Source organism: Cellulomonas phragmiteti, from assembly GCF_016862775.1.
Lineage (GTDB): Bacteria > Actinomycetota > Actinomycetes > Actinomycetales > Cellulomonadaceae > Cellulomonas > Cellulomonas phragmiteti.
Genome location: NZ_BONP01000010.1, coordinates 101,538 through 126,061, shown reverse-complemented (window position 1 = coordinate 126,061; position 24,524 = coordinate 101,538). Strand labels below are relative to the sequence as shown.

The window sequence follows — 24,524 nt, the reverse complement described above, 5'->3', positions numbered from 1 at the left end:
GATCACACCTGGTGCCGGTGCCCGGTGGCGAGCGCTCAGCCAATCCCTAATCGATTCGTCACGGAACGGCCGAGGCCGCGGGCGCGCCCCCGTCCGGGCGTTCCCGCGGCCTCGTCGGGCGCGCGCGTCGGTGCGTCGCGCCCCCGCTCCGGCCGGTGGCGCCGTCACCGACGCGTCACCGACCGGGGCGGTGGGTCACCACCGGGCGTTGCGGGCCAGCTCCAGTGCCATGGCCTGCCACCAGGCGCCGGCCGTCGGGCCGCCGTTGCAGGTGCCGTCCGACTCGCCGGGGCGCTTGACCCACAGCAGCGCGTCCAGACCGCTGCCGTCGTTGACCCGGGTCGGCCGGTCGCCGAGGGCGCGCCCGCTGGGGTTGCACCACTCGCTGCCCGTCGCGCCGTTGCCGTTGCGGGACGTGTCGATGACGAACCGCTTGCCGCCGGTGAGGCGCGAGACCTCCTGGCCGTACGCCTTCGCCTCGGCCGTCGTCCGGTAGTTCGACACGTTGAGCGCGAAGCCGACCGCGTCGCTGAACCCGACCCGGTTGAGGCGGTTGGCGGCCTCGGAGGCCGACAGCCACGCCGAGTTGCCCGCGTCGATGTAGACCCGCGCACCCCGGGCGGTCAGCGCCTTCGCGGCGTACTGGAGGAAGCCGACGCGGTCCCCCTGGCCGTTGCAGTCGCCGAGCTGGGCGAGCGCGTCGGGCTCGAGGATCACCCAGGGGTTGCCCTGGATGCCGGCGGCCACGGTGTCGATCCAGCGCGCGTACTCGGACGTCGAGACGCCGCCGCCGGAGTACGAGCCGCAGTCACGGCCCGGGATCGCGTAGACGACGATCTGGGCCGTCTTGCCGGCGGCGCGCGCGCGGCCGGTGTAGTCCCGCACCTGCTCCTGCGTGGCCTGGGCGGTCGCCCAGTCACCGATCCACAGCGCCTGCGGCGTCTGCGCGATCTTGGCGAGCAGCACCTTGTCGTTGCCGGACGCGGCCTGCCACGCGGCGTACGCGGCGGTCTGCGGGTCGACGTAGAAGTCGCCGCTGGTCACCGGCGGCGTCGTGGGCTGGGTCGTCGGCTGCGTGGTGGGCTGCGACGTCGGCTGCGTGGTGGGCTGCGTCGTGGGCTGGGTGGTCGGCTGAGTCGTCGGCTGCGTCACCGCACCGGTGCAGGTGGTGCCGTTGAGCGTGAACGACGTCGGGACGCCGTTCGCCCCGCTCCACGAGCCGTTGAAGCCCAGCTGCGCGCTGGCGTTGGTGCCCAGGCTGCCGTTCCAGGCCACGTTGCGCACCGAGACCTGCGCGCCGGACTGCGAGACCGTGCCGTTCCACAGCTGCTGGATCGACTGGCCGTTCGGGAAGGTCCAGCGCAGGTCCCAGGACGACAGGGGGTCGCCGAGGTTGGTGACGGTGACGTTGGCACCGAAGCCGCCGGACCACTGGCTGCTGACGGCGTAGTCGACGCGGCACCCGGGGGCGGCGTTCGCCGCCGTGGCCAGTGCGGTGAGTCCGGTGGCGGCCACGGCGGTCGCCGCGAGGGCGGCGACGATCGTGCGCCGGGCGGCTGGTGCCGCCATCGTGCGGGGGGACATGGGTACTCCTCGGATCGGTCGGCTGCTGCGCGTCGCGCGACGGACCCCGCCGCCGGAGCTCGGGGGACGTGTCGGCGGCGACGCCGTCTCGGACGACTCGCTGATCACATCCGACCGTGGCGCCCGCTGGCGAGCGGACGCCGGGCCCTAATCGATTCGTATCGTTCCGAGCCGGTGTCGAACCGCTTACGGGAGCACCCTCACGGCGCCTGGTGGCGCACCTGCCGGTGACGGTCGCGCATCACGCGCCGCCACCGCGCCCGCTCCTCGGCCGCCAGGCGGGCGTCCGACCGCCGTGCCGCGTACGCGGCCTCCCGCGCGAGCTTGCGCCAGCTCGCCAGGCGGCGCTCGGGCAGCTCGCCGCTCTCGACCGCCTCCCGCACGGCGCACCCGGGCTCGGCGACGTGCGCGCAGTCGGCGAACCGGCAGCGCGCCGCGAGGTCCGTGACGTCGGCGAACGTCGTGTCCAGCGCGTCGGGTGCGGCGACCAGCCCCACGCCGCGCACGCCCGGGGTGTCGACGAGCACCGCGCCGCCGGCGAGGGGCACCAGCTCACGGTGCGTCGTGGTGTGCCGTCCCCGCCCGTCGGCCCGTCGCCCGCCCGTCGCCATGACGTCCCGACCCGCGAGGGCGTTGACGAGGCTCGACTTGCCGGCACCCGACGGGCCGACCGCCACGAGCGCGACCCCCGGCGCGAGCAGGGCCCGCACCGGGTCCAGCCCCGTGCCGTCCACGACGCTCACCGCGTGCACGTCGACACCGATCGCGACCTGCGCGACCTCCGCCGCCATGCCGTCGGGGTCCGGCACCAGGTCGGCCTTGGTGAGGACCACGACGGGCCGGGCCCCGGACCGCCACGCGAGCGTCAGCAGGCGCTCGACCCGCCCGAGGTCCGGGTCGGGGTCCAGGTGCTCGACGACCAGGACGACGTCGACGTTCGCCGCGACCACCTGCTCGAGCGACGTGCGTCCCGCCGAGTCCCGGACGACGGCGGTGCGCCGGGCGTGCAGGGCCGTCACGTGCGCCGGGTCGCCGGGACGCACGTCGACGACGTCCCCCACGGTGGCCGGCACGCGCGTGCCGTCCGGCAGCGGCAGCAGCCCGTCGCGCGGCAGCTCCGCGCGCACGGCGTCCGCGCCGAGGTCGTCGTCGGGCACGACGTGCAGCGCGCCGCGGTCCGCGCGCACGACGCGGGCGCGCAGGAGCGCCCCGGCGTCGGGGTGCGGTGCGTCGGACGTGGTCACCCGGCGACGGTAGGACGGCCCCCGCACCCGCGGCGACGGGATTTCCGGTGCCGTCCCCGGTGGCACCGGAGGCGTCAGCCGCCCACGTACTCCGGGCCGCCGACGACGCCGAACGCCTCCTCGAGCGAGCCGATGCCCTCGGCGTGCAGGTGCGCGGTGAGCTCGCGCCCGACCCACCGCAGGTGCCAGCCCTCGGGGGCGTACCCCGTGACGGCGGTGTTGGCCTCGGTGTACCGCACGACGAACCCGAACTCCCAGGCGTGCTCGGCGAGCCACACCCCCTCGGTGGTCCGGGTGAAGCAGGTCTGCAGGTTGCAGCCCGGCTCCGAGCCGGAGTCGAGGTCGACCGCGAGACCCGTCTGGTGCTCCGAGAACCCGGGGCGGGCGGAGTACCGCTCGGCGTGCGCGAACCCGCGACGCGCCTCGATCGCGGCGCGGCCCGCCGCCTGCTCCGCGTACGACCGGAACCCGCTGCGCACGACCAGCCGCGCACCCGCGGCCCCCGCCGCGTCGACCATCGCCCGCAGGTCCGGCTCGACGGCGGCCCGCACCCGGACCCCGTCCACGTCGACCAGGTCGGTCGGCTCGTACTCCTCGGCCACGGGGTGCTGCTTGTTGACGATCACCCACGGGCTCGCCGGGTCGCTCGTCGAGTGCTGCTGCAGGTCGAACGTCGGCTCGGGGGTGGCACGCGGGGCGATCGTCGGTGCCGAGATCGCCTCGTCCCAGGGCACCGACTCCGTCAGCCCCCGGAACTGGGACGCCTCGCTGCCCGACAGCATGCCCCACAGGCCCGTGGCCGCCCCGCCCACGGCGACGACCGCGACGAGCGCCAGGACGGCGACGACGACGCTGCGCCACGGACGGGGTCTCATAGCCGCGATCGTAGGGCGAATCAGGACGAACCGGTCAGCCGGCGACGAAGGTCACCCGTCGGTGTGCCACGGACACCTCGTCCAGCCGAACGTCGACCGTCCCCCCGAGCGGCAGCCCGCCCGCCGCGGACGTCACGGGTGCCACGACCGCCGGGTCCCGCAGCTGCAGCGCGCCGCGCACCCGCCCGTCGCGCGGCTCGTCGGCGTCGACGACCACGCCCGTGAACCTCTCGCCGACCCGAGGCGCGAGCACGACGGCCTCGACCAGGTCGAGGGCGCCGCGGTCGAACGCCGCCACGCGGCGCCCCGTGCGCGTCATGGTCGCCGGCAGGTCGGGCAGCGCGTCGTGCACCCAGCCGGGCACGGCACGTCCCGCGACGGCCGCGAGGCAGACCTCGGTGCCGTACCGGTCGACGAGCCGGCGCAGCGGCGCGGTGACGTGCGCGTACGGCGCACGGATCGCCGCGTGCTCGGCGTCGTCACCCGCGGGGGCCGGCGCGTCGGCGGCGCCGAACGCGCGGTAGCCCGCTCCGCGGAAGAGGGTGGTCGCCTCGCGCAGGAACGCCGCGTGGGTGCCCCGCCGGGAGTCGAGCCGCGCGAGGAGGTCGGGGTACGGCAGGTCGTCGGGCCAGTCGATCCCCAGGGCCGCGGCCGTGCGCCGCAGCCGCGCGACGTCCCGACGGTCGGCCGGCGGCAGCGTGCGGACCACGCCCGCACCCGCGTCGAGCATCAGCCGTGCGGCGACGATGCCCGTGAGCAGCGAGATCTGCGCGTTCCAGCCCTCGACGGGCAGCGTGGCCCGGAACCGCAGGTCGTACGTGCCGTCGTCGGCCCGCACGACCTCCTGCTCGGGGACGTCGAGGGACGCCCCGCCGCGCGCCCGCTCCCGCGCGTCCCGCAGCCGGCCGACCTCGGCCAGGCCGCGCAGCAGGTCGTCGGCCGTGCCCGCGTCCAGCGCGTCCTGCACCTGGGCGTAGGACAGCTGGGCCCGGCTGCGCACCAGTGCCCGCTCGACGTGCACGTCGAGCGGCTCGCCGTCCGCGTCGAGGTCGATCTGCCACAGCACGGCGGGTCGCACCTGGTCGGGGAGCAGGCTGGCCGCGCCCTCGGAGAGCACGGTCGGGTGCAGCGGGACGCGACCGTCGGGGCTGTAGCAGGTCAGGCCGCGGCGGTGGGTCTCGGCGTCGAGCGCCCCGCCGGGGACGACGAACGCGGCGACGTCGGCGATCGCGTACCGCACGCGCCACCCGGTGCCGCGGCGCTCGACGTGCACGGCCTGGTCGAGGTCGGTCGACCCGACGGGGTCGACCGTCACCAGCGGCACGTCGGTGCGGTCCGCGCGACGCCCGGGCGCGTGCGGCGCGTCGGCGGGACGCCGGGCGGCGGCGTCCGCCTCCGCGAGCGCGTCCGCCGGGTAGTCCACGGGCAGCTCGACCTCGGCGCGCAGCGCGTCGAGCCCGTCCGCCACCGAGGCGGCCGTGGCGTCGTCGGAGGAGCCGGGGAGACGGACGGGGCGACCGGGCACGGGACGACTGTAGGCGTCCCGTGCGCGCGCGACCTGCCCGGGGACGCTCCCGACGACCCGGACCCGCGACGCCGCCGTCAGGCGAACAGGCGCGGCAGCGTCGCCTCCCACACCTCGCGCGCCTCGGTCAGGGGCAGCGTGAACAGCCCGCGCACCTCGACCGCGGCGGCGTGCGCGTGGTCGGTGTCGTCGGCGGGCGTGCCCGCGCCGGGCGTGCAGGTCTCGGCCGTCTCCCCCAGGCGCAGCGCCGGGACGCCGCGCGCGGTGCACAGGTCGATCAGCCGGACCTCCTCCGAGCGCGGGACGGCCACGATCGCGCGGGCCTGCGACTCGGAGAACAGGGCCTCGAACGGGGTCAGCCCGTCGCGCTCGCACAGCGCGTCGAGCGAGACCTGCACCCCGACGCCGTACCGCAGGGACGACTCGACGAGCGCGAGCGCGAGCCCACCCTCGGACAGGTCGTGCGCGGCGTCGACGAGCTCGTCGCGCGCGGCGGCGACCAGCACCTGCGCGAGGCGGCGCTCGGCGTCGAGGTCCACGCGCGGCGGCACGCCGCCGAGGTGGCCGTGCGCGACCTCGGCCCACGCGGAGCCGTCGAGCTCGGCACGCGTCGTGCCGAGCAGGTACACGGCCTGCCCGGGCGCGGTCCAGCCCGAGGGCACGGCGTCCGCCACGTCGTCGAGCACGCCGAGCACGCCGACGACGGGCGTCGGGTGGATCGCCGAGTCGATCTGGCCGGGCTCCCCCGTGCCGTTGTAGAGCGACACGTTGCCGCCGGTCACGGGCACCTCGAGCGTCTGGCACGCGTCCGCCAGGCCCCGGATCGCCTCGACGAGCTGCCACATAGTGTCGGGGTGCTCGGGGCTGCCGAAGTTGAGGCAGTCCGTCACGGCCATCGGCCGGGCGCCGACGGTGGCGACGTTGCGGTAGGCCTCCGCGAGCGCGAGCTGCGCACCCGTGTACGGGTCGAGCTTGGTGTAGCGGCCGTTGGCGTCGGTCGCCAGGGCCACGCCCAGGCCCGTCGTCTCGTCGACGCGCACGACGCCCGAGTCGTCGGGCTGCGCGAGCGCGGTGTTGCCCTGCACGAACCGGTCGTACTGGTCCGTGACCCACGCGGGCGAGGCGAGGTTGGGCGAGGCGAGCAGCGCCAGCAGCGTCGCGCGCAGCTCGTCGGCGCCCGCCGGGCGCGCGTACCGCTGCGCACCCTGCGGGGTGCTGACGGAGTCCGCGACGAGGGCGTCCTGCCACGCGGGCCGCGCGTAGGGGCGGTCGTAGACGGGGCCCTCGTGCGCGACGGTCTTCGGGTCGACGTCCACGATCCGCTGGCCGAAGTGGTCGATCGTCAGGCGACCGGTGCCGGTGACCTCACCGATCACGGCCGTCTCGACGTCCCACTTGCGGGTGATCGCGAGGAACTCGTCGAGCTTGGCGGGGCTGACGACCGCCATCATCCGCTCCTGCGACTCCGACATGAGGATCTCGCCGGCCGTCAGCGACGGGTCGCGCAGCAGCACGTTCTCGAGGTCGACGTGCATGCCGCCGTCGCCGTTGGACGCCAGTTCGCTCGTCGCGCAGGAGATGCCGGCGGCGCCCAGGTCCTGGATGCCCTCGACGACGCGGGCCGCGTACAGCTCGAGGCAGCACTCGATGAGCACCTTCTCCATGAACGGGTCGCCGACCTGCACGCTCGGGCGCTTGGACGGCTTGGTGTCGTCGAACGTCTCCGACGCCAGGATCGACGCGCCACCGATGCCGTCGCCGCCGGTGCGCGCGCCGAACAGCACGACCTTGTTGCCGACGCCCGAGGCGTTGGCAAGGTGGATGTCCTCGTGCCGCAGCACCCCCAGGCACAGCGCGTTGACCAGGGGGTTGCCCTGGTAGCAGGAGTCGAACACGAGCTCGCCGCCGATGTTCGGCAGGCCCAGGCTGTTGCCGTAGCCACCGACGCCCGCCACCACGCCGTGCACGACGCGCGCGGTGTCCGGGTGCTCCGGGGCGCCGAACCGCAGCTGGTCCATGACGGCCACGGGCCGCGCGCCCATCGAGATGATGTCGCGCACGATGCCGCCGACGCCCGTCGCGGCCCCCTGGTACGGCTCGACGTACGACGGGTGGTTGTGCGACTCGACCTTGAACGTCACCGCCCAGCCGTCTCCGATGTCCACGACGCCGGCGTTCTCGCCGATGCCGACCAGCAGGTGCTCGCGCATCGCGGGGGTCGTCTTGTCGCCGAACTGCCGCAGGTGCGTCTTCGACGACTTGTAGGAGCAGTGCTCGGACCACATGACCGAGTACATGGCGAGCTCGGCCGCGGTGGGGCGGCGGTCGAGGATGTCGCGGATCCGCTGGTACTCGTCCGGCTTGAGGCCGAGCTCGGCGTACGGCTGGTCCAGCTCGGGCGTGGCCGCGGCGTGCTCGACGGTGTCGGACGTGTGCGGGGCGGACGGGACGTCGGGGCGCGCAGGTGCGGTGGTCATCGGTTCCCTCGATGGAGGCCGGGTCCTCTCCGGGCGGCTCGCCCGCGCGGGTCCCGCGCCGCAGGTCGGCAGACGCAGGTCAGCGTACCGGCGCGGGCCGGTCGCCCGGATCCGGCGTCCACGGTGACGGGGCGCCGAGCGCCTCCCGCACCCCCTCGCCTTCTCGCGGTCCCGGGGGCGACCCGGCCTACCGGGGGAAGATCTGCAGGAGGTCGCTCACGAGCGCGGTCGACTCCTCGGGGTGACGCAGGGGGCCGTCCGCGTGCACCTCGTACCGGTTGCGGCGCCCCACCCTGCTGCGGCTGAGGTAGCCGGCGCCCTCCAGGTCCCGCAGGATGCTGCGCGCGGCGCGCTCGGTGATGCCGACCCGCTGGCTCAGCTCGCTGAGCAGGATGCCGGGCTCCCGGGCCACCAGCACCAGGACGTGACCGTGGTTGCTGAGGAAGGTCCACGCACGCTCGCTCCCGACCACCCGCAGCACCCTAGCGCGGCGTGACACGGCTCACCCTCACGGCGGTACTGTACTACCGGTATTCTCCTACCGATGTTGCGGGGGGTCGGCCCTCGCACCACGGTCGAGACGCCTTTTGGGAGACCCGGTGGACCTCAGCATGGTCGGCAACCTCACGGACCCGGCGATCCTGTTCTTCTTCGTCGGCCTGCTGGTCGGGGCGGTCCGGTCGAACCTGGAGATCCCCGCCCCGGTCGCCAAGTTCCTCTCGCTCTACCTGCTCATGGCGATCGGCTTCAAGGGCGGGCAGGCCCTCGGCCAGACCGGCGTCACGGACGCCGCCGTCCGCGTGGTCGCGATCGGGGTCGTCCTGGCCCTGGCGATCCCCGCCCTCGGGTTCGTCGTGCTGCGCCGACGCATCGACCACTTCGACGCCGCGGCCATCGCCGCCACGTACGGGTCGGTCAGTGCGGTGACCTTCATCGCCGGGACCCAGTTCCTCACCGCGCGCGGCGACGCCCCCGGCGGGTACCTCACCGTGGCGCTGGTCCTCATGGAGTCGCCCGCCATCATCATGGCCGTGCTGCTGGCCACCTGGGCCCGCGCCCGGCGCCACGTCACCGAGCAGGCGACGGTCCTGGCCGGCGTCCACGGCCCGCCCCAGCCGCCCACCGCGTCCGGGGTGACGGCGGGCCACCCGGTGCCGACACCCCCGATGTCGATGAGGGCGATCCTGCACGAGGCGTTCACCGACGGCGCCCACCTGGTGCTCATCGGGTCGCTCGTGGTCGGTGCCGCGTCAGGGCCGACGGGCGGCCGGGCGATGGCGCCGTTCGTGGACGGGGTGTTCACGGGCCTGCTCGCGTTCTTCCTGCTCGAGATGGGGCTGCTCGTGGCACGTCAGCTCCGGGAGGCCCGCGACGTCGGCCCGTTCCTCGTCGGGTTCGCCATCGGGATGCCGCTCGTCGGCGCGACGCTCGCCCTGGCGCTCGGCACCGTCGCCGGCCTCTCGGTCGGCGACCTCGCCCTGCTCGCGGTGCTCGCGGCGAGCGGGTCCTACATCGTCGTCCCCGCCGTCGTGCGCTACGCCATCCCCGAGGCGCGGCCGTCGCGGTACTTCACCATGGCGCTCGCCGTGACGTTCCCCTTCAACATCGTGATCGGCATCCCCCTCTACCACGCGGCCGCCCGGGCCCTGGTCGGCTGACGAAGGAGCGACCATGCAGCACGTGAAGCGCCTGGACCTGGTGGTGGGGTCCCGCGTCGCCACGCGGTTCCTCGAGGCGCTGGACACCCTCGGCCTGCCGCACCGCACCGTCATCCCGGGCGTCCACGGGTACGGCCAGCACGGCCCGCGCGGCAGCGACCCCTTCGCCACCTTCGACAACACCTACCTGCTCGTGGCCGTCCCGCCCGACCGGGTGGACGAGGTCGTGGCGGCGCTGCAGCCGCTCCTGCAGGAGGTCGGCGGGATGTGCCTCGTCTCGGACGCCCGGTGGGTCTGACCGACGTCGCCCGGGGAGGGGGCGAACTCTCATGCCCCTCTCACCCGTTTTGCACCTTGTGCCCGCTAACCTGCGATCTGCCAGGTCAGCGGCTCAGCCCTGACCGGCCGTCACCGTCCGCTCCCCCGAGGTCGAGGTCAGATGTCCGCGCGCCGCACCACCGTGCTCAGCACCACCACCGCCACGGTCGTCACCGCGCTGACGCTCGTCGGCGCGGCCACGGCCGCGAGCGCGGGGTCGGACGCACCGACGCCCTACCGGGTCACCGGGACGGGGCTCGAGCTGCCTGCGGGTGCGGCGTTCCAGGTGCACGGGCACGTCAACGTCGTCTTCACGTCCGCACTGGGCGGCGGGGCGCGCAACATCCACATCGAGGGCCCGGGCACGCGGTTCGGGGACCTGGCCGGCACGTCGACGCTCACGTGGGACCGTGCCGGGCTGCCGCCGGACGCATGCATCACCTGGGTGCAGGTCGGCGGGTACGACGAGCACCACGGCGAGGGCGGCCAGGCACCGGTCTGCCGCACGTCCACCCCGCCCGCCGTCCCGTCGGTGCCCGCGCCGACGACCCCGCCGACCGCTCCGCCGGCACCGCCGGCGCAGGCCGCCCCGCCCGCCGCGCCCCCGGTCGCGCCGCCCGCCGGCGACGCCGCGGCACCCGCACCCGCCGCGCCGTCGCCGCCCACCGGGACCGACGCGGCGCCGACCCCCGCCACCGAGGTCGCGGCGGCACCGTCCCCGGTCGCACCGAGCCCTGCCCCGAGCCCCGCGTCGACCGAGCGCGCCGAGGTCCTGTCCGCCGGCGGACCGACCCCCGCGCCGTCGCCGACGACCCTCGCCGCCACTGCGGAGCGGTCCGAGGTGCTCGCCGCGACCGGTGCCCGCACGGGCGGACTGCTGGGCGGTGCGGCCCTCGCCGTGACCGTCGGCACCGCGCTCGTCCTGTGGCGGCGCCACCGCACCACCCACCCCTGACCACCCGCCGCCCGGTGGACGGCCGGGCGGAAGGGAGCGTGAAGCGTTGTTGCCGCATCCCGGCAGCAACGCTTCACGCTTTCCAGGACCAGGACCAGGACCAGGACCAGGACCAGGACCAGGACCGGACTCAGACGTCCGCGTCCGTCGGGTTGCAGCGGGTCGTCAGGAGCGTCGTCGTCGACACCTCGGGCCGCCACGGCTCGAGGTTCCACGACGCCTTGTCCGGAGCGCCCAGCACGTGGCACCACAGCTGCGCCTGCATGGACCCGGAGGCGGCCTCGGGCTCGGCGGCGCGCAGCTGGGAGGCGAGCGCCTCCTGCGCGGCGAGGCTGCCGCCCCGCACCCAGCCGGCCGGGACCACCATGAGCGAGCGACCGCCCTCCGCCTCACCCCACGTCACCGACTCCAGCGCGGCGGTCCCGACGACGAACGACACCGACCCCGTCGCCGACTCGAGCGCGACCACGTCACCCTCCGGGCGCCAGGCACCCCGGCTGCCGTCGTCGCCGGCCGGTGCCGCGAGCGCGGCGACGACGGTGCCGGCCTCGTCGTGCAGGGTGAGGGACCCGTCGGCCTGCGCCTCGGGGCGCCCGCCCCGCGGGGGTGCGACCCACGCCAGGGTGCCGGCGGCGCCCGTCACGGTCAGGGTCGCGGCACCGTCCGCCCCGTCCGTCCGCGACCACGCGGCGCCGGGTGCCGGCAGCAGCGCCCCGGCGTCGACCCCCCGCGCCGAGTCGGCGAGCGGGCCGCCGGAGTCGCGGACGACGCCGCTCCCCGGCTCGGCCGCCGGAGCCGGGGCGACGGCCGCGGGTGGCGTCGTGGGACCGGCCGGTGACGTGCGGTCGGTCGTCACGTCACCCGGCACGCCGCACGCCGCAGCGAGCAGCACGGCGCCCGCGACCACCCCACCCCGACCTACAGCCCGTAGCACCACGCCGCGACCGTAGCGCCCCGGAGGTGCCGGCGGGGATGGACAGGACCTTTGCGCGGTGGGAGATTGGCCGGACCGACGAGAGGACGCACCGTGCCGGACCCGCAGCCCCGCCCGGAGGCAGACGCGCCCGCCGTCGACTTCCGCCGCCTTCCCGAGCCGATCGCGCTCGAGGACACCGTCGCGGTCCACGACGTCCGGCCGGTGCCGGACCCGGACGGCGGGCGCGACCCGAACCACGAGTGGATGATCCGGCACGCCTGAGGGGCGGGTCGGTCACTCCGCCCCGAGGGCGTGACCCGCGGAGGCCCGCGCCGACGACGGGTCGACGCCCGACGACGACGCACGTGCCAACGGTCGGACGACCGTGTCCTCGCCGTACCCGACGACTTCGCTCACCGGCCCGTACAACGTCCGGACGAGGTCGTCGCGCACGACGGCCCGCACGGGACCGTCCTCGATCAGCCGGCCCTCGCGGCCCAGGACGAGCGCCCGGTCGCAGAACCACACGACGTGGTTCGGGTCGTGGGTGCAGATCAGGGCGGTCCGCCCCTCGGCGGTCAGGCTCCGCACCGTCTGCCAGAGCAGCAGCTGGTTGCCGAAGTCGAGGCTGGCCGTCGGCTCGTCGAGCAGCAGCAGCGGGGTGTCCTGCGCGAGCGCGCGGGCCAGCAGGACAAGCTGGCGCTGCCCACCGCTCAGGGTGGTGTAGCTGCGGTCGGCCAGGTCGGCGACCCCGATGCGCTCCATGGCGACCTCGGCTGCCTCCTCGTCCTGCCGGCTGGGGCCGAAGACGCCACCGAGGTGGGGCGTGCGGCCCATGAGCACCATCTCCCGCACCAGGTAGGGGAACGGCGGGCGGTGCTCCTGCGGCACGTAGGCGACCAGCCGCGCCAACCGGGACGTGCCGAGGCGCGCGGTGTCCTGGCCGGCGATGCTCACGTCACCGCGCCGGGCGAGGTGACCGAGGATGCACTTGAACAGGGTCGACTTGCCGGTGCCGTTGGGACCGAAGAGCGCGCACAGCTCCCCCGGGACGAGGCCGAAGCTCACCCCGTCGAGCACGGGCGTGCTGCCGTAGGCGAAGGACACGTCGCGGACGTCCAGCATCAGCCCCTCCCGGAGAAGTAGTCGAGGCGCGTGCGCAGCAGGTAGATGAGGTACGGGGCGCCGAGGATCGACGTGATGATCCCGATCGGCACCTCGCCGGTGGTGATCGTCCGCGCGATGGTGTCGCACACGATGACGAACATCGCCCCGAGCATCGCGGACAGCGGCAGCAGGTACCGGTGGTCGGGCCCGATGATGAGGCGCGCGGCGTGCGGGACCATCAGGCCGACCCAGGCGATGATCCCGGACACGGAGACGGCGATCGCCGTGATGGCCGTCGCGAGCACGATGAGGACGCGCTTCGTCCGCTCCGCGCGGATCCCGAGCGACGACGCCTCCTCGTCCCCGAGCGTCAAGACGTTGAGCTTCCACCCGTACGTCCAGACGATCGCGCAACCGACGAGGACGATCGGCAGGACCACCGCGACGTCCGACCAGGTCGAGCGGTGCAGCCCGCCCATGATCCAGAACACCAGCCGGCGCAGTTGCTCCTCGGTGCCCAGGTACTGGAAGAGCGAGAAGCCCGCCATGAACACCGAGCCGATCACCACCCCCGCCAGCACGATCGTGACGGTCGGCGTCTGGCCGCGGACGCGCGAGAGCCCGTAGGTGGCCAGGACCGCGACCATGCCGAACACGAACGCGAGGACCTGCACGGAGAGCGCGAACGCGGTCAGCACGGCCAGCCCGGCGCCGAACGCGGCACCGGACGACACCCCGAGCACGTACGGCTCGACGAGCGGGTTGCGGAAGACCCCCTGGTAGACCGCACCGCTGGTCGCCAGGGCGGCTCCGACCGCGATCGCGATGAGGATGCGGGTGAGCCGGATGTCCCACACGACCGTGTCGTGCACGCTCGCGCCACCCTCGCGCAGGCCCAGGCGGGCGGAGAGCACGGACAGGACGTCCGCCACGGGCACCGCGTACGCGCCGGTCGTGACCGAGAACAGGCCGGCGGCGACGAGCGCCACGCCCGCCAGGACCAGCACCGCGACCTTGCGACGGGACCGGCGGCGCGGCAGGGCCGGGCGCACGAGGCGCCCGGTCCCCCGCCCGGCCACGTCGGCGGATGGCATGGTCACCGGTTCGCCAGCTCCCCGAGGTAGTGCTGGGCGTCGATCGCCGTCCGTGCGTCGCCGGCGGCCAACCCGTAGACGTCCTCGTAGAAGGACTGCTCGGCGGCGACCAGGTCGATGTCGGCGAACCGCTCCGGGTAGACCGCGGCGGCCATCTTGAGCAGCCCGATCGGCGTCTCGACGGTCGCTCGCCACTCGTCGTACCCGACCGAGGCCACCCTCCGCTCGGCGATGGCGCGCATGCGCTGCAGGTTCGCCCAGTTCAGCCCCACGCTCTCACCGGCGTAGATCCGCTCGGGGTCGAGATAACCGTCGTGCCCGAGCACCAGCAGGACGTCCGGGTCCAGGGCGAGCATCTGCTCCTCGGCGACCGTGATGAACGTTCCCGGCCCGGCGATGTTGTTCGCGTTCAGGATCTCGGTGAGGAAGTACGACTGGATGCTCTTCTCCCCCATGACGTTGTCGACCGTCGCGAACATCAGTACGTCGGCCCTGTCCTCCGGGGCGATGTCGGCCGTCCGCTCCCGGATGACGTCGAGCTCGCTCTCGAGCCGCTCGACGAGCGCCGTGGCCTCGTCCTGCTTGTCGAACACCTCGCCGACGATCTCGACGTACTCCCACGCTGTCGCGATGTCAGGCTCGGCGAAGTTCGACGGTGACACGAACACGATCACGGGGATGCCGAGGGCCTCGATCTTCTCGATCTCGTCGGCGTGCATCGTGCGGTTCTCCTCGCTGGCGACCCACGCCTCGAGGAACACGACGTCGGCGTCGAGCGCCGCGATCTGCTCGTAGTCGACCCCGCTCCACGCGGAACCCACGTCGACCGCGTCCTGGAGCGCCGGGACGAGCTCGTTGCGGAACGACTGCTTCTTGGTGGCCGTGTCCACGGCGACGATCCGGTCCTCGATGCCGAAGATCATCATCGACTTGGCGACCAGCCCTTCCCACTCCATGACGACGGCCCGGTCGACGACCTCGGGGACGACGACCTCGCGGTCCCAGTGGTCGACGATGACGCGGGTGCCACCGGGCTCGTCCGCGGCGGCCGGCGCGGGGCCGGACTGCGCGCAGGCGGCGAGGGCGGTCACGGCGGCGCAGGCGAGCGCGAGGGGCGCGAGCCGGCGGGCGGTCGTGCGTGAGCGGTTCACAGGAGGTCGTCCTCTCATGGCCCCGGAGGGCGGGTGCGGGTGCCGGGCGGGCCGGCATCGGGGATGGGGTGCTGCTCAGCGGACGGCGACGAGCACCGCGCTCGGGCCGTCCCGCCAGACCACCCCGCAACGGCTGAAGCCGCCGGCGAGCAGCAGGCGGTTGTGGACGCCGACGGGCACGACGTGCTCGCCGGCGACCGCCGGCTGCGGGACGCGTTGCGCCCGTAGAGCGTGCAGGCGGGGATCGCGCGCGACGGCCTCCCACCAGCCCGACCAGTCGAGGGCGTCCGGGGCCGGCGTGGCGAGTACCGACGTCCTGCGCCGAGCCACAGCCCGCCCGAGCACGTCCAGCACGACGTCGTCGGCCGGCAGGTGGTCCGCGTTGACCAGGACCCCTCCCGGACGCAGGCGCACGGCGAGGTCGGCGTACACCGTGCCGAGCGCATCGGGCGGCAGATAGTGCAGGGCGGTCGAGGACACGACGGCGTCGAGCCGGGCAGGCAGCACGTCCGTCCACCCCGGCGCGCCGACGACGGCCTCGACCAGCTCCACGTCCGGCGAGGCGGCACGACCGAGGGCCAGCAGCAGCGGGTCGGCGTCGACCCCGAGCGTGCGCGCCCGCGGGACCCGGCGCGCCACCCGCACCGTGAGCGAGCCCGGGCCGCAGCCCAGGTCGACCACGACGGGCGTCGGCTCGGATCGCGTGACGGCGGCGACGACCTCGCAGACGACCGCGAAGCGCTCGTCGCGTGCGACCGCGTACCGCTCCTGCTGCCGGTCCCACGACTCGACCCACTCGGCCGCGACGGCGGCGTCCAGCACCCCGGTCACGGCGCACCCACCCCGGGGTCCATCGTGGCTGCGGGTACCGACGGCCGGCCGCGACCCGAGGGCGGCGTGCGCTCGAGCACTCCCGGACGGCACCCGGGTGCAACGCGGCGGTGTCTCATGGTCTCATGATAACGATTCTTGTTTGCGTTCACTAGGACTTTCGCCCGCTCCGCCCTTGCGTTCGCCCGTCGACCGCCGCCTTGCTGGTGCTGCGGGCATGCAGGGCTGCACGCGTGACGGCCTGCGCTTCGACGTGCGCGGCCGCGGCGTGGACGCGGCCCCCGCCACGGGACACGGTCCTCGGGCGGTGCGCGTCCCGACGACGTACGTCTCGGCACGCCGCGACCCGTTCCTCGCGCCCGCGTCGGTCGCCGCGACGGTCCGGCGCGTCGATTCACCGTTCACGCGGGTCGACCTCGATGCGGACCACTGGCTGCCGGAACACTGCCCCGCCGACATGGCCGTCCTCGGTCAGGTGCGCGGGTGAGGCCCGGGCCCCTGCGGGGGCCGGTCGCCGTCGCGGCCACTGCGCGCCGTCCGCAGGGAGCCGTGGAGCCCGGGAACGCGAAGGCTGACGGCCCGCCTCACTCCGGGGGGAGCGTCAGCGGCGGGTTCGACCACCAGGAGGTCGCCCGGCTGACAGCCGAGCGCGTCGCGGACGGCCGTCAGCGTGCTGTACCGCACCACCCTCGCCCGCCCGTTCTTCAGCACACTGAGGTCTGCCACCGTGACACCCGTGGCCTGCGCGAGCTGGACGAGGGTCATGCCGACCCGTACTCCCGTCACCTCCGGTGGTGCTTCTCCGGGATCGGCGCGTCGCCGCTGGCCCGCTGCGCGCGGTAGTACGCGCGCGCCTCGTCCTGCCGCGCCCGCTCCTGCCCCGACGCGATCGGCGCCCGCAGGTGCTCCGGGCCGTAGCCGAACGCGTCGACCAGGTCCTGCGCGTGCGGCCGCAGCCGCGCCAGCAGCCGCTCGATGTACGACGTCACGGTGCGCGCGCGCCCGGCGGACAGGCGCCCGTTCACCAGGTACCACGCGAGGTTCCGCTCGACGAGCGTGAGGCCGAACAGGTCGCGCACCCACGTCAGCACCTGACGCGTGCCCGGGTCCTCGATGCGCTCCACGGCCCGCGTGAACGCCTCCCACTGGACGCGCTCGGCGTGCGCGCGCGCCGTCTCGATGAGCTCGTGCTGGTGGGCGTTGAACAGCTCCGCGGCGCGCTCGGGGCTCATCTTGCGGGCCGGTGCCAAGGCCTGGGCGACCTGCGCGACCATCGTCTCCACGCGGTCGGTCAGCAGGTCGCGCTGGGTGTCGGTGTCGCGCAGCTGCCCCACGGACCGGCGTGCGTCGCCCCGGTCGCCGAGCGTCTGCACGGCGCGCACGAGCGGCGTGCGGTGCAGCGCGGCGTCGGTGACGCGGTCGACGACGAACCGGGCCAGGTCGCCGCGGTCGGCCTGCAGCGCCGTGAGCGACGTCGCGTAGTCGCCGAGCAGCCGCTTGGCGACGAGCTGGTAGAGCACCGTGTTGTCGCCCTCGAACGTCACGTAGACGTCGAGGTCCGCGTGCAGGCCCGTCAGCCGGTTCTCGGCCATGAAGCCCGCACCGCCGCACGCCTCGCGGCACGCCTGCAGCGTCGCCAGCGCGTTCCACGTCGACGTCGGCTTCAGCGCGGCCGCGAGCGTCTCGAGGTCCTCGCGGTTCTCCGGGGTGTCGCCGCGCCCCGAGAACACCTCGTCGAACGCGGCGAGCAGCTCCTCGTGCGCGAAAGACGTGGCGTACGCGTCGGCGAGCAGGGGCAGCAGCCGGCGCTGGTGCTGGCCGTAGTCGAGCAGCACGACCTCCTCGCCGCTGCCGCCGGCGAACTGGCGGCGCTGGTTGGCGTAGGTCACGGCGATGGCCAGCGCGATCTTGCTGGCGTTGGCCGCCGCGCCGTCGAGCGAGACGCGACCCTGCACGAGCGTGCCGAGCATCGTGAAGAACCGGCGACCGGGGCTCGCGATGGGCGAGGAGTACGTGCCGTCGGGGGCGACGTCGCCGTACCGGTTGAGCAGGTTCGTGCGCGGCACGCGGACGTGCGTGAAGTGCAGGCGCCCGTTGTCGATCCCGTTGAGCCCGCCCTTGACCCCGTCGTCCTCGCCGCCGATGCCGGGCAGGAACTCGTGCGTCGCGGGGTCGCGCAGCGGCACGTAGAAGGCGTGCACGCCGTGGTTGACCCGCGCCTGGCCGGGGGCGGCGGTGATGAGCTGCGCGAACACGACGGCGGCGGTGCCGTGGACGGCCGCATTGCCCAGGTAGTCCTTCCACGCCGCGCGGAACGGGGTGTGCAGGACGAACTCCTGCGCCTCGGGGTCGTACTCCGCGGTGGTCCCGATCGAGGCGACGTCCGAGCCGTGGCCCGCCTCGGTCATCGCGAACGCCCCCGGGACGCGCAGGTGCATCGCGTCGGGCAGGAGCGTCTCGTGGTGGTGCTCGGTGCCCAGGTGCAGGATCGCGGACGCGAACAGCCCCCACTGCACGCCCGCCTTGATCTGCAGCGACGGGTCGGCGGCGACCAGCTCCTCGAACCGCGCGAGGGACCCGCCGTGGTCGTCGGCGCCGCCGAGGTGCGCGGGGAAGGCGCGCAGCACGTCGTGCTCGGCCTCGAGGCGCCGCAGCTGGCCGAGCACGCGCTCGCGGTGCTCGGCCATGGACTGGCCCTCGATCTTCTGGAACTCGGGGTCGGCGGTGATGGCACGCGCCTCGCGCCGCAGCTGCGCGTACGTGCCCAGCAGCGTCTCCTCCAGGGCGGCGACGTCGACGCGGGGGGCCCTGTCGCGGGACGTGGCACCGGTGGTGGGGCGTTCGGTCGTCGTCGTCATCGCTGCTCCCTGGGGGTGGGGGCGGCCTCGTCGCCGCCGGTGGGGTGCGGGTCCGCCGGGTGGGCGGGTGCGGTGGTCGGGGTGGTGGTGCGGGGGTGCTCGCGGGCGAGCAGACCGACGGGGCCGGCCCACAGCCAGGCCGCGACCTGCGCGGTCAGCGCCTCGCGGTCGGGCGTGCCGGGCTCGCCGCGGTGCGCCAGCCACCACTCGCCGGCGCCGCGGACGAACCCGACGGCGCCCGCGGCCCAGGACTCGGCGAGCGCCGCGGCCGTCGGGTCGAGGGCGCCGTCGTCCGCGCCGGGGCGGCGGGCGACGCGGCTGCCGTCACGGTCCTCGGTGAGGCCGCGCGCGAACGGCGCGGCGACGAGCGCGGTGACGGAGTCGAGGAAGTGGCCGAGCGGGCCGCCGGACTCCACCGAGCCGTCGCGGGTCACGAACGCGTAGACGTGCGGCGAGGACTCGATCATCTCCAGGTACACGGCGACCATCGCGCGCAGGCCCTCGCGCGGGGTGGGAGCGACGCGCAGGACACCCTCCAGGGCGCCCTGGATCTGCGCCACCACCATCTCGGCGACCGCGATCTGCAGCCCGGTCTTGTCGCTGAAGTAGCGGTAGACGATCGACTTGGAGGTCCCCGCGGCCGCCGCGATCTCCTCCATCGAGACGTCGGGCCCGCCGTGGTGGACGGTACGCCGGGCGACGCGGACGAGCTCCGCGCGGCGCGCCTCGCGGTGGTCGGCCCAGCGGGTGGATCGGCCGTCGACCGGTGCGTCCTCGCCCGGCGCGGGCAGGGCCCCCGTCGCGAGGGGCGGGGCGGCGGGCGCGAGGCGCCGGACGACGGTCCGGTCCGGTCCGTCGTCGCTCGCGCGGTGCGGGGAGGTCGTCGTCGACGTTCCCGGAGTGACGGGGCTCACGCAACCGAAGGTATCAGGTACTGTGGGTTGCGGACACCAGTTCGGGACGAACGTCCCTCCTCCGAGGGGTGGTCGTCCGGTAGAGCCCGTCATCGACGCCGATGCGAGAGGGAGCGCCACATGGCCACCCGCACCCCCAGCACGTCCCCGACCCCCCGCGCCGCGTACGTCCTGGGGGGCAACCGGATCCCCTTCGCCCGCGCCGGCGGGAAGTACGCGCAGGCGTCCAACCAGGACATGCTCACGGCCGCCCTCGACGGGCTCGTCGCCCGGTACGGCCTGCAGGGCGAGTCCATCGGCGAGGTCGCCGCGGGCGCCGTCCTCAAGCACAGCCGCGACTTCAACCTCACGCGCGAGGCCGTGCTCGGCTCGGCCCTGGCCCCCACGACGCCGGCGTACGACGTGCAGCAGGCCTGCGCGACGGGCTTGGAGACCGTGGTCTCGCTGTCCAACAAGATCCGCCTCGGCCAGCTCGAGTCCGCGATCGCCGGCGGCGTCGACACCACGTCCGACGCCCCGATCGCCGTCAGCGAGAAGCTGCGCCGCGTGCTGCTCGACGTCTCGCACGCGAAGACCCCGCAGCAGCGCCTCCAGGCACTGGCCCGCCTCCGCCCGAAGGACCTGGCCCCCGCCACGCCGCGCACGTCCGAGCCCCGCACGCACCTGTCGATGGGCGAGCACCAGGCCCTGACGACGGCCCAGTGGGAGATCACGCGCGAGGCCCAGGACGAGGTCGCGCTGCGCAGCCACCAGCGCCTGGCAGCCGCGTACGACGACGGGTTCTTCGACGACCTCGTCACTCCCTACCGCGGGCTGACGCGCGACGCGAACCTGCGCGCCGACACCTCGCTGGAGAAGCTCGCGAAGCTCAAGCCGACCTTCGGCCTCGGCCTGGACGCCCCCGCGACCATGACCGCCGGCAACTCCACGCCGCTCACCGACGGCGCGTCGACCGTGCTGCTGGGTTCCGCCGACTGGGCGGCCGCGCACGACCTCACCCCGCTCGCCGCGGTCGTCGACGCCGAGGCCGGCGCCGTCGACTTCGTGCACGGCGTCGACGGCCTGCTCATGGCACCGGTCTTCGCGGTGCCGCGCCTGCTGGCCCGCCACGGCCTGCGCCTGGAGGACCTCGAGTACGTCGAGATCCACGAGGCGTTCGCCTCGACCGTGCTCACCACGCTCGCCGCGTGGGGGTCCGAGGAGTTCGGCCGCGAGCGCCTGGGACTGGACGGCGCATTCGGCACCGTCGACCCCGCACGCCTCAACGTGCACGGGTCGTCGCTGGCCGCCGGGCACCCGTTCGCCGCCACCGGCGGACGCATCGTGGCGACCATCGCCAAGGAGCTGCACGCCCGGCGCGCCTCCCAGGTCGCGGCCGGCGACGACTCCCCCGTCCGCGCGCTGGTCTCGGTCTGCGCCGCCGGGGGCCTGGGCCTCACCGCCCTCCTCGAAGCCGCCTGACCAGCGGCTGGATCACCCCCTCACCGCGAGAGAGCGATCCAGCCGCCCCCCTCCCCCGCGAGAGGACGATCCAGCCCCCCTCTCCCCCGCGAGAGGACGATCCAGCCGCCCTCTCCCCCGCGAGAGAGCGATCCAGCCCCGCACCCGACGACGCAGGAGTCGTGATGACCGACCGCTACCTCGAGCTCGTCAACAGCGGGCTCACCCAGAAGCTCGCGCAGCAGCTCGGCCTGCCCCGCCCCGCCGTCCTGCGGCGCCACCGCCCCGGGCGCCCCCTGCTCGACGGCCCGGCGCTCGTGCTCGGCACCGGCCCCGACGCCGACCTCGTCGCCCGCCTGCTGTCCTCGCCCGCCGGGGGCGCCCCGACGACCGGCGAGACCCCTGCCGTCCTCGACGGCTGGGACGTCGAGGTGCACCGGCACGCCACGCCGGACGTGCGCTACGCCGCCGTCGTCCTCGTCCTGACGGGCGTCGAGCACCCCGACGACCTGACGGCCCCGGTGCTCGCCGCGGCGTCGACCCTCAAGCGCCTGCGCCCGGGCGGCCGCGTCGTGACGCTGTCGCACCCCGCGCTCGACTCCGACGCCCCGGCGGTCGCCGCGGCACGGCAGGGCGTCGACGGGTTCCTGCGGTCCCTGGCCAAGGAGCTGCGCCAGGGCGCCACGGGCAACGGGGTCGTCGTCGCGCCGGGCGTGCCCGTCAGCGCACCGAGCGTCGTCGCGGCGCTGCGGTTCTTCCTGTCGGCGCGCTCGGCGTTCGTCGACGGCCAGCTGCTCGAGGTGGACTCCGCCGCCGGCGAGCTGCCGACCGACTGGGAGAAGCCGCTGGCCGGCAAGGTCGCGGTCGTCACGGGCGCCGCCCGCGGCATCGGCGCCGCGATCGCCGACGTCCTGGCACGCGACGGCGCGAGCGTCGTGGCCGTCGACGTGCCCGCCGCCGGCGAGCAGCTCGCGCAGGTGGCCAACCGGGTGCGCGGCACCGCGCTGCAGCTGGACGTGACGGCGCCGGACGCCGGCGACCGCATCATCGCGCACGCCAAGGCGCGCCACGGCCGGCTCGACGTGGTGGTCCACAACGCCGGCATCACGCGGGACAAGCTGCTGGCCAACATGAGCGACGACAGGTGGGCGTCCGTGCTGGCCGTCAACATCGCCGCCCAGCTGCGCATCAACGAGGCCCTGCTGACGTCCGGCGACTTCGCCGACGAGCCGCGCATCGTGTCGCTCGCCTCGACGTCGGGCATCGCGGGCAACCGCGGCCAGACCAACTACGCGGCGTCCAAGGGCGGCGTCATCGGCATGGTCCGCGCGACCGCGCCGCTGCTCGCGCCGTTCGGCGGCACCGCCAACGCCGTGGCGCCCGGGTTCATCGAGACCGAGATGACCGCGCGGATCCCCGCGGTCACGCGGCAGGTCGCGCGTCGCCTGAACTCGTTGCAGCAGGGCGGACAGCCCGTGGACGTCGCCGAGGCGATCGCGTTCCTCGCGTCGCCGGCGGCCGGCGGGATCCTCGGCCGGACCCTGCGGGTCTGCGGGCAGAACATGGTGGGCCGGTGACGTCGCCGGCGACGCAGGTCGCGCTGCCGCGCGTGCCGGGTCTGGGTGGCCTGTACGGGCGCGGGGCGTGGGCGGCGGCGCGGCTCGCGGCCGCGCGCGGCACGCGGACCCCGTCCCCCGCCCTGCCTGACGTCACGTACGTCGTCGACGACGTCCGCGCCGAGCCGGACCACCTGACCACCTACCAGCACCTGCTGCACGAGCCGGCGACGGACGCCCTGCCCGCGGGGTACGTGCACGTCCTCGGGTTCCCCGTGGCGATGGCGCTGATGGTCCGGCCGGACTTCCCGCTGCCGCTGCTCGGCATGGTCCACGTGGCCAACCGGGTCGAGCAGCGGCAGGCCCTGACGCTCGGCGACCGGCTCTCGGTGCGCGCGTGGGCCCGGGACCTGCGCCCGCACCGCTCGGGGACGCAGGTCGACCTGGTCACCGAGGTGAGCACCGCGGGGGCGGTCGCGTGGCTGGGCGTCTCGACGTACCTCGCCAAGGGCGTGCGCCTGCCGGACGCGCCCCGCGACGACGCGGAGCGTCCCGCGTTCACCCCGCCCGTGCGGACGGGTCGCTGGGAGCTGCCCGCGGACGTCGGCCGGCGCTACGCGGCCGTCTCCGGTGACCGCAACCCCATCCACCTGTCCCCGGTGACGGCGCGCGCGCTGGGGTTCCCGCGTGCCATCGCCCACGGCATGTACACGGCTTCGCGCGCGCTCGCCGACGTCGGCGCGGCGCGGGGCGACGCGTTCACGTGGGCGGTGGAGTTCGCGGCGCCCGTGCTGCTGCCCGCGACGCCCGACGTCCGCGTGGTGCCCGAGGCCGACGGCTTCGCGTTCACGGCGTGGCACCCGCGCTCGGGCCGCCTCCACCTCGCCGGCACGGTCACCCCGCTCCACCCCTGACCCCCACCCCCCCGCGCCGAGAGAGCAATCCAGCCCTCCGCGCGCGAGCGAGCACCCGCCCCATCCGCGCGCGCGAGAAAGCAATCCAGCCCACCCGCGGCGCGGGCAATCCAGTGGACGGTCGGATGGCACTCTCGCCACCGCAGGTGGGCTGGATTGCACTCTCACCACCTCAGGGGTTGCTGGAATGCGCTCTCGCCACCCCAGGGGGTTGCTGGATCGCACTCTCACCACCCCAGAGGGCTGGAATGCGCTCTCACCACCCCAGGGGGTTGCTGGATTGCACTCTCACCACCCCAGAGGGCTGGAATGCGCTCTCGCCACCCCAGGGGGTTGCTGGATTGCCCTCTCACCCCCCAAGGGGTTGCTGGAATGCGCTCTCACCACCCCAGGGGCTGGATCGCACTCTCACCACCCCCGGGGGCTGGAATGCGCTCTCGCCACCCCACGGGTGTCGGGGGGTGGTGGCAGGCTCGGGGGGTGCTCAGCGGTGACGCCTACGACCTCGAACCCGACGCCGACCTCGACGGGTTGGCCTTCCGTGGTCTGGACCTGACGCAGCGTGACGCGTCGCGCGCGCGGTTCCTCGACTGCACGCTCGACGACTGCGACCTGGAGGGCGTCGTGCTCGACGGCGCGCGCGTCCTCGACACGTCGTGGACGGGCGTGCGGGCCGGGGCGTTGCGGGCCCCGTCGTCCACGTGGCGCGACGCGACCATGACGGACCTGCGCATCGGGGCGTTCACCGCGTTCGCCTCGACGTGGACCCGGGTGACGGTGACCGGCGGCAAGATCGACTACCTCGACCTGCGCGAGTCCACGGTGGAGGAGCTGCGGCTCGAGAACGTCACGCTCGGCGACCTCGACCTCAGCCACGCGCGCGTGCAGCGCCTCGTGGTCGTCGACTGCGACGTGCGCCGGCTGGACACGACCGCGGCGCGGCTCGCCGACTGCGACCTGCGCGGTGCCCGGCTGCGCGTCCTCGAGGGCGTCGGCGGGCTCGGCGGCGCCAAGGTCACCCGGGACCAGCTCCTGGATCTCGCGCCGCTGCTCGCGCACCACGTGGGGCTGGTCGTCGACGACTGACCCCGCTCACCACCCCGCGAC

Annotated in this window: 23 protein-coding genes; 9 read left to right on the top strand and 14 right to left on the bottom strand. The window is 74.8% G+C overall.

Going from position 1 to position 24,524, the window contains the following annotated elements; translation table 11 throughout:
* Positions 1-195: 195 nt before the first annotated feature.
* The 6 genes from Cph01nite_RS10450 to Cph01nite_RS10425 form a co-directional block, all read right to left on the bottom strand.
* Positions 196-1,584, bottom strand: a complete 1,389-nt coding sequence (locus Cph01nite_RS10450) for a glycoside hydrolase family 6 protein (protein ID WP_203673903.1) — start codon at positions 1,582-1,584, stop codon at positions 196-198.
* A 200-nt stretch (positions 1,585-1,784) separates the two neighbouring features.
* Positions 1,785-2,828, bottom strand: coding sequence for a ribosome small subunit-dependent GTPase A (gene rsgA, locus Cph01nite_RS10445; RefSeq protein WP_203673901.1), 1,044 nt, complete (start codon positions 2,826-2,828; stop codon positions 1,785-1,787).
* A 74-nt stretch (positions 2,829-2,902) separates the two neighbouring features.
* Positions 2,903-3,703: a M15 family metallopeptidase gene (locus Cph01nite_RS10440; protein WP_203673899.1), complete on the bottom strand. Its 801-nt coding sequence runs from the start codon at positions 3,701-3,703 to the stop codon at positions 2,903-2,905.
* A gap of 34 nt (positions 3,704-3,737) precedes the next feature.
* Positions 3,738-5,228 (bottom strand): RNB domain-containing ribonuclease, encoded by a 1,491-nt coding sequence (locus Cph01nite_RS10435; protein ID WP_203673897.1) that lies wholly within the window; start codon positions 5,226-5,228, stop codon positions 3,738-3,740.
* A 77-nt stretch (positions 5,229-5,305) separates the two neighbouring features.
* Positions 5,306-7,705 carry a phosphoribosylformylglycinamidine synthase subunit PurL gene (gene purL / locus Cph01nite_RS10430; protein WP_203673895.1) on the bottom strand — a complete coding sequence of 800 codons (2,400 nt, stop codon included), beginning with the start codon at positions 7,703-7,705 and terminating at the stop codon, positions 5,306-5,308.
* Between the two features lie 187 nt (positions 7,706-7,892).
* Positions 7,893-8,177: a helix-turn-helix transcriptional regulator gene (locus Cph01nite_RS10425; RefSeq protein WP_239069182.1), complete on the bottom strand. Its 285-nt coding sequence runs from the start codon at positions 8,175-8,177 to the stop codon at positions 7,893-7,895.
* A gap of 127 nt (positions 8,178-8,304) precedes the next feature.
* On the opposite strand from Cph01nite_RS10425, the gene Cph01nite_RS10420 reads away from it, so the two are divergent.
* The 3 genes from Cph01nite_RS10420 (at position 8,305) to Cph01nite_RS10410 (ending at position 10,636) form a co-directional block, all read left to right on the top strand.
* On the top strand, positions 8,305-9,363 hold the full coding sequence (locus tag Cph01nite_RS10420) for a sodium-dependent bicarbonate transport family permease (RefSeq protein ID WP_203673893.1): 1,059 nt from the start codon (positions 8,305-8,307) through the stop codon (positions 9,361-9,363).
* 13 nt (positions 9,364-9,376) lie between these two features.
* Positions 9,377-9,661: a P-II family nitrogen regulator gene (locus tag Cph01nite_RS10415; protein ID WP_203673891.1), complete on the top strand. Its 285-nt coding sequence runs from the start codon at positions 9,377-9,379 to the stop codon at positions 9,659-9,661.
* Positions 9,662-9,802: 141 nt separating this feature from the next.
* Entirely contained in the window at positions 9,803-10,636 is an 834-nt protein-coding gene (locus Cph01nite_RS10410; protein WP_203673889.1) for a hypothetical protein, read from the top strand.
* A 130-nt stretch (positions 10,637-10,766) separates the two neighbouring features.
* Here the strand turns inward: Cph01nite_RS10410 and Cph01nite_RS10405 are convergent, their stop codons facing one another.
* Positions 10,767-11,543, bottom strand: a complete 777-nt coding sequence (locus Cph01nite_RS10405; RefSeq protein WP_203673887.1) for a DUF2599 domain-containing protein — start codon at positions 11,541-11,543, stop codon at positions 10,767-10,769.
* A gap of 120 nt (positions 11,544-11,663) precedes the next feature.
* On the opposite strand from Cph01nite_RS10405, the gene Cph01nite_RS10400 reads away from it, so the two are divergent.
* The gene (locus Cph01nite_RS10400) at positions 11,664-11,834 is read left to right on the top strand and encodes a heme biosynthesis protein HemY (RefSeq protein WP_203673886.1); all 171 of its coding nucleotides are present in this window, start codon (positions 11,664-11,666) and stop codon (positions 11,832-11,834) included.
* A 12-nt stretch (positions 11,835-11,846) separates the two neighbouring features.
* Here the strand turns inward: Cph01nite_RS10400 and Cph01nite_RS10395 are convergent, their stop codons facing one another.
* From Cph01nite_RS10395 to Cph01nite_RS10380, 4 genes are all read right to left on the bottom strand, one after another.
* A complete protein-coding gene (locus Cph01nite_RS10395) occupies positions 11,847-12,677 on the bottom strand; it encodes an ABC transporter ATP-binding protein (protein ID WP_203673884.1) in 831 nt (276 codons plus the stop codon).
* The gene (locus Cph01nite_RS10390; protein WP_239069187.1) at positions 12,677-13,753 is read right to left on the bottom strand and encodes a FecCD family ABC transporter permease; all 1,077 of its coding nucleotides are present in this window, start codon (positions 13,751-13,753) and stop codon (positions 12,677-12,679) included. Before Cph01nite_RS10390 ends, Cph01nite_RS10395 begins: the two co-directional genes overlap by 1 nt.
* A gap of 2 nt (positions 13,754-13,755) precedes the next feature.
* Positions 13,756-14,904 carry an ABC transporter substrate-binding protein gene (locus tag Cph01nite_RS10385; protein ID WP_203673880.1) on the bottom strand — a complete coding sequence of 383 codons (1,149 nt, stop codon included), beginning with the start codon at positions 14,902-14,904 and terminating at the stop codon, positions 13,756-13,758.
* A 75-nt stretch (positions 14,905-14,979) separates the two neighbouring features.
* On the bottom strand, positions 14,980-15,735 hold the full coding sequence (locus tag Cph01nite_RS10380; protein WP_203673878.1) for a class I SAM-dependent methyltransferase: 756 nt from the start codon (positions 15,733-15,735) through the stop codon (positions 14,980-14,982).
* A 217-nt stretch (positions 15,736-15,952) separates the two neighbouring features.
* Here Cph01nite_RS10380 and Cph01nite_RS10375 point away from each other — a divergent pair, with 217 nt between their 5' ends.
* Positions 15,953-16,222: a hypothetical protein gene (locus Cph01nite_RS10375; protein WP_203673876.1), complete on the top strand. Its 270-nt coding sequence runs from the start codon at positions 15,953-15,955 to the stop codon at positions 16,220-16,222.
* On the opposite strand, the gene Cph01nite_RS19330 is transcribed toward Cph01nite_RS10375, so the two are convergent.
* From Cph01nite_RS19330 to Cph01nite_RS10360, 3 genes are read right to left on the bottom strand one after another with little or no spacing between them, the layout of a single operon-like run.
* Positions 16,207-16,500 carry a helix-turn-helix domain-containing protein gene (locus Cph01nite_RS19330; protein WP_203673874.1) on the bottom strand — a complete coding sequence of 98 codons (294 nt, stop codon included), beginning with the start codon at positions 16,498-16,500 and terminating at the stop codon, positions 16,207-16,209. The genes Cph01nite_RS10375 and Cph01nite_RS19330 overlap by 16 nt on opposite strands.
* Before the next feature lie 17 nt (positions 16,501-16,517).
* Positions 16,518-18,593 carry an acyl-CoA dehydrogenase family protein gene (locus Cph01nite_RS10365; protein ID WP_203673873.1) on the bottom strand — a complete coding sequence of 692 codons (2,076 nt, stop codon included), beginning with the start codon at positions 18,591-18,593 and terminating at the stop codon, positions 16,518-16,520.
* Positions 18,590-19,507 (bottom strand): TetR/AcrR family transcriptional regulator, encoded by a 918-nt coding sequence (locus tag Cph01nite_RS10360; protein ID WP_203673871.1) that lies wholly within the window; start codon positions 19,505-19,507, stop codon positions 18,590-18,592. The genes Cph01nite_RS10365 and Cph01nite_RS10360 overlap by 4 nt, the downstream gene beginning before the upstream one ends.
* A gap of 120 nt (positions 19,508-19,627) precedes the next feature.
* Here Cph01nite_RS10360 and Cph01nite_RS10355 point away from each other — a divergent pair, with 120 nt between their 5' ends.
* From Cph01nite_RS10355 to Cph01nite_RS10340, 4 genes are all read left to right on the top strand, one after another.
* On the top strand, positions 19,628-20,968 hold the full coding sequence (locus Cph01nite_RS10355; protein WP_203673869.1) for an acetyl-CoA C-acetyltransferase: 1,341 nt from the start codon (positions 19,628-19,630) through the stop codon (positions 20,966-20,968).
* 164 nt (positions 20,969-21,132) lie between these two features.
* Entirely contained in the window at positions 21,133-22,524 is a 1,392-nt protein-coding gene (locus Cph01nite_RS10350; RefSeq protein ID WP_203673867.1) for a 3-oxoacyl-ACP reductase, read from the top strand.
* Positions 22,521-23,417 carry a MaoC/PaaZ C-terminal domain-containing protein gene (locus Cph01nite_RS10345; RefSeq protein ID WP_203673865.1) on the top strand — a complete coding sequence of 299 codons (897 nt, stop codon included), beginning with the start codon at positions 22,521-22,523 and terminating at the stop codon, positions 23,415-23,417. Before Cph01nite_RS10350 ends, Cph01nite_RS10345 begins: the two co-directional genes overlap by 4 nt.
* Before the next feature lie 480 nt (positions 23,418-23,897).
* Entirely contained in the window at positions 23,898-24,503 is a 606-nt protein-coding gene (locus tag Cph01nite_RS10340; RefSeq protein WP_203673863.1) for a pentapeptide repeat-containing protein, read from the top strand.
* Positions 24,504-24,524 lie beyond the last annotated feature (21 nt).

Excerpts from the sequence above, each read along its gene's own strand:
- Cph01nite_RS10450 (WP_203673903.1), bottom strand. The coding sequence starts at position 1,584 with ATGTCCCCCCGCACGATGGCGGCACCAGCCGCCCGGCGCACGATCGTC.
- Cph01nite_RS10440 (WP_203673899.1), bottom strand. The coding sequence starts at position 3,703 with ATGAGACCCCGTCCGTGGCGCAGCGTCGTCGTCGCCGTCCTGGCGCTC.
- purL (WP_203673895.1), bottom strand. The coding sequence starts at position 7,705 with ATGACCACCGCACCTGCGCGCCCCGACGTCCCGTCCGCCCCGCACACG.
- Cph01nite_RS10415 (WP_203673891.1), top strand. The coding sequence starts at position 9,377 with ATGCAGCACGTGAAGCGCCTGGACCTGGTGGTGGGGTCCCGCGTCGCC.
- Cph01nite_RS10410 (WP_203673889.1), top strand. The coding sequence starts at position 9,803 with ATGTCCGCGCGCCGCACCACCGTGCTCAGCACCACCACCGCCACGGTC.
- Cph01nite_RS10395 (WP_203673884.1), bottom strand. The coding sequence starts at position 12,677 with ATGCTGGACGTCCGCGACGTGTCCTTCGCCTACGGCAGCACGCCCGTG.
- Cph01nite_RS10390 (WP_239069187.1), bottom strand. The coding sequence starts at position 13,753 with ATGCCATCCGCCGACGTGGCCGGGCGGGGGACCGGGCGCCTCGTGCGC.
- Cph01nite_RS10375 (WP_203673876.1), top strand. The coding sequence starts at position 15,953 with ATGCAGGGCTGCACGCGTGACGGCCTGCGCTTCGACGTGCGCGGCCGC.
- Cph01nite_RS19330 (WP_203673874.1), bottom strand. The coding sequence starts at position 16,500 with ATGACCCTCGTCCAGCTCGCGCAGGCCACGGGTGTCACGGTGGCAGAC.
- Cph01nite_RS10365 (WP_203673873.1), bottom strand. The coding sequence starts at position 18,593 with ATGACGACGACGACCGAACGCCCCACCACCGGTGCCACGTCCCGCGAC.
- Cph01nite_RS10355 (WP_203673869.1), top strand. The coding sequence starts at position 19,628 with ATGGCCACCCGCACCCCCAGCACGTCCCCGACCCCCCGCGCCGCGTAC.
- Cph01nite_RS10350 (WP_203673867.1), top strand. The coding sequence starts at position 21,133 with ATGACCGACCGCTACCTCGAGCTCGTCAACAGCGGGCTCACCCAGAAG.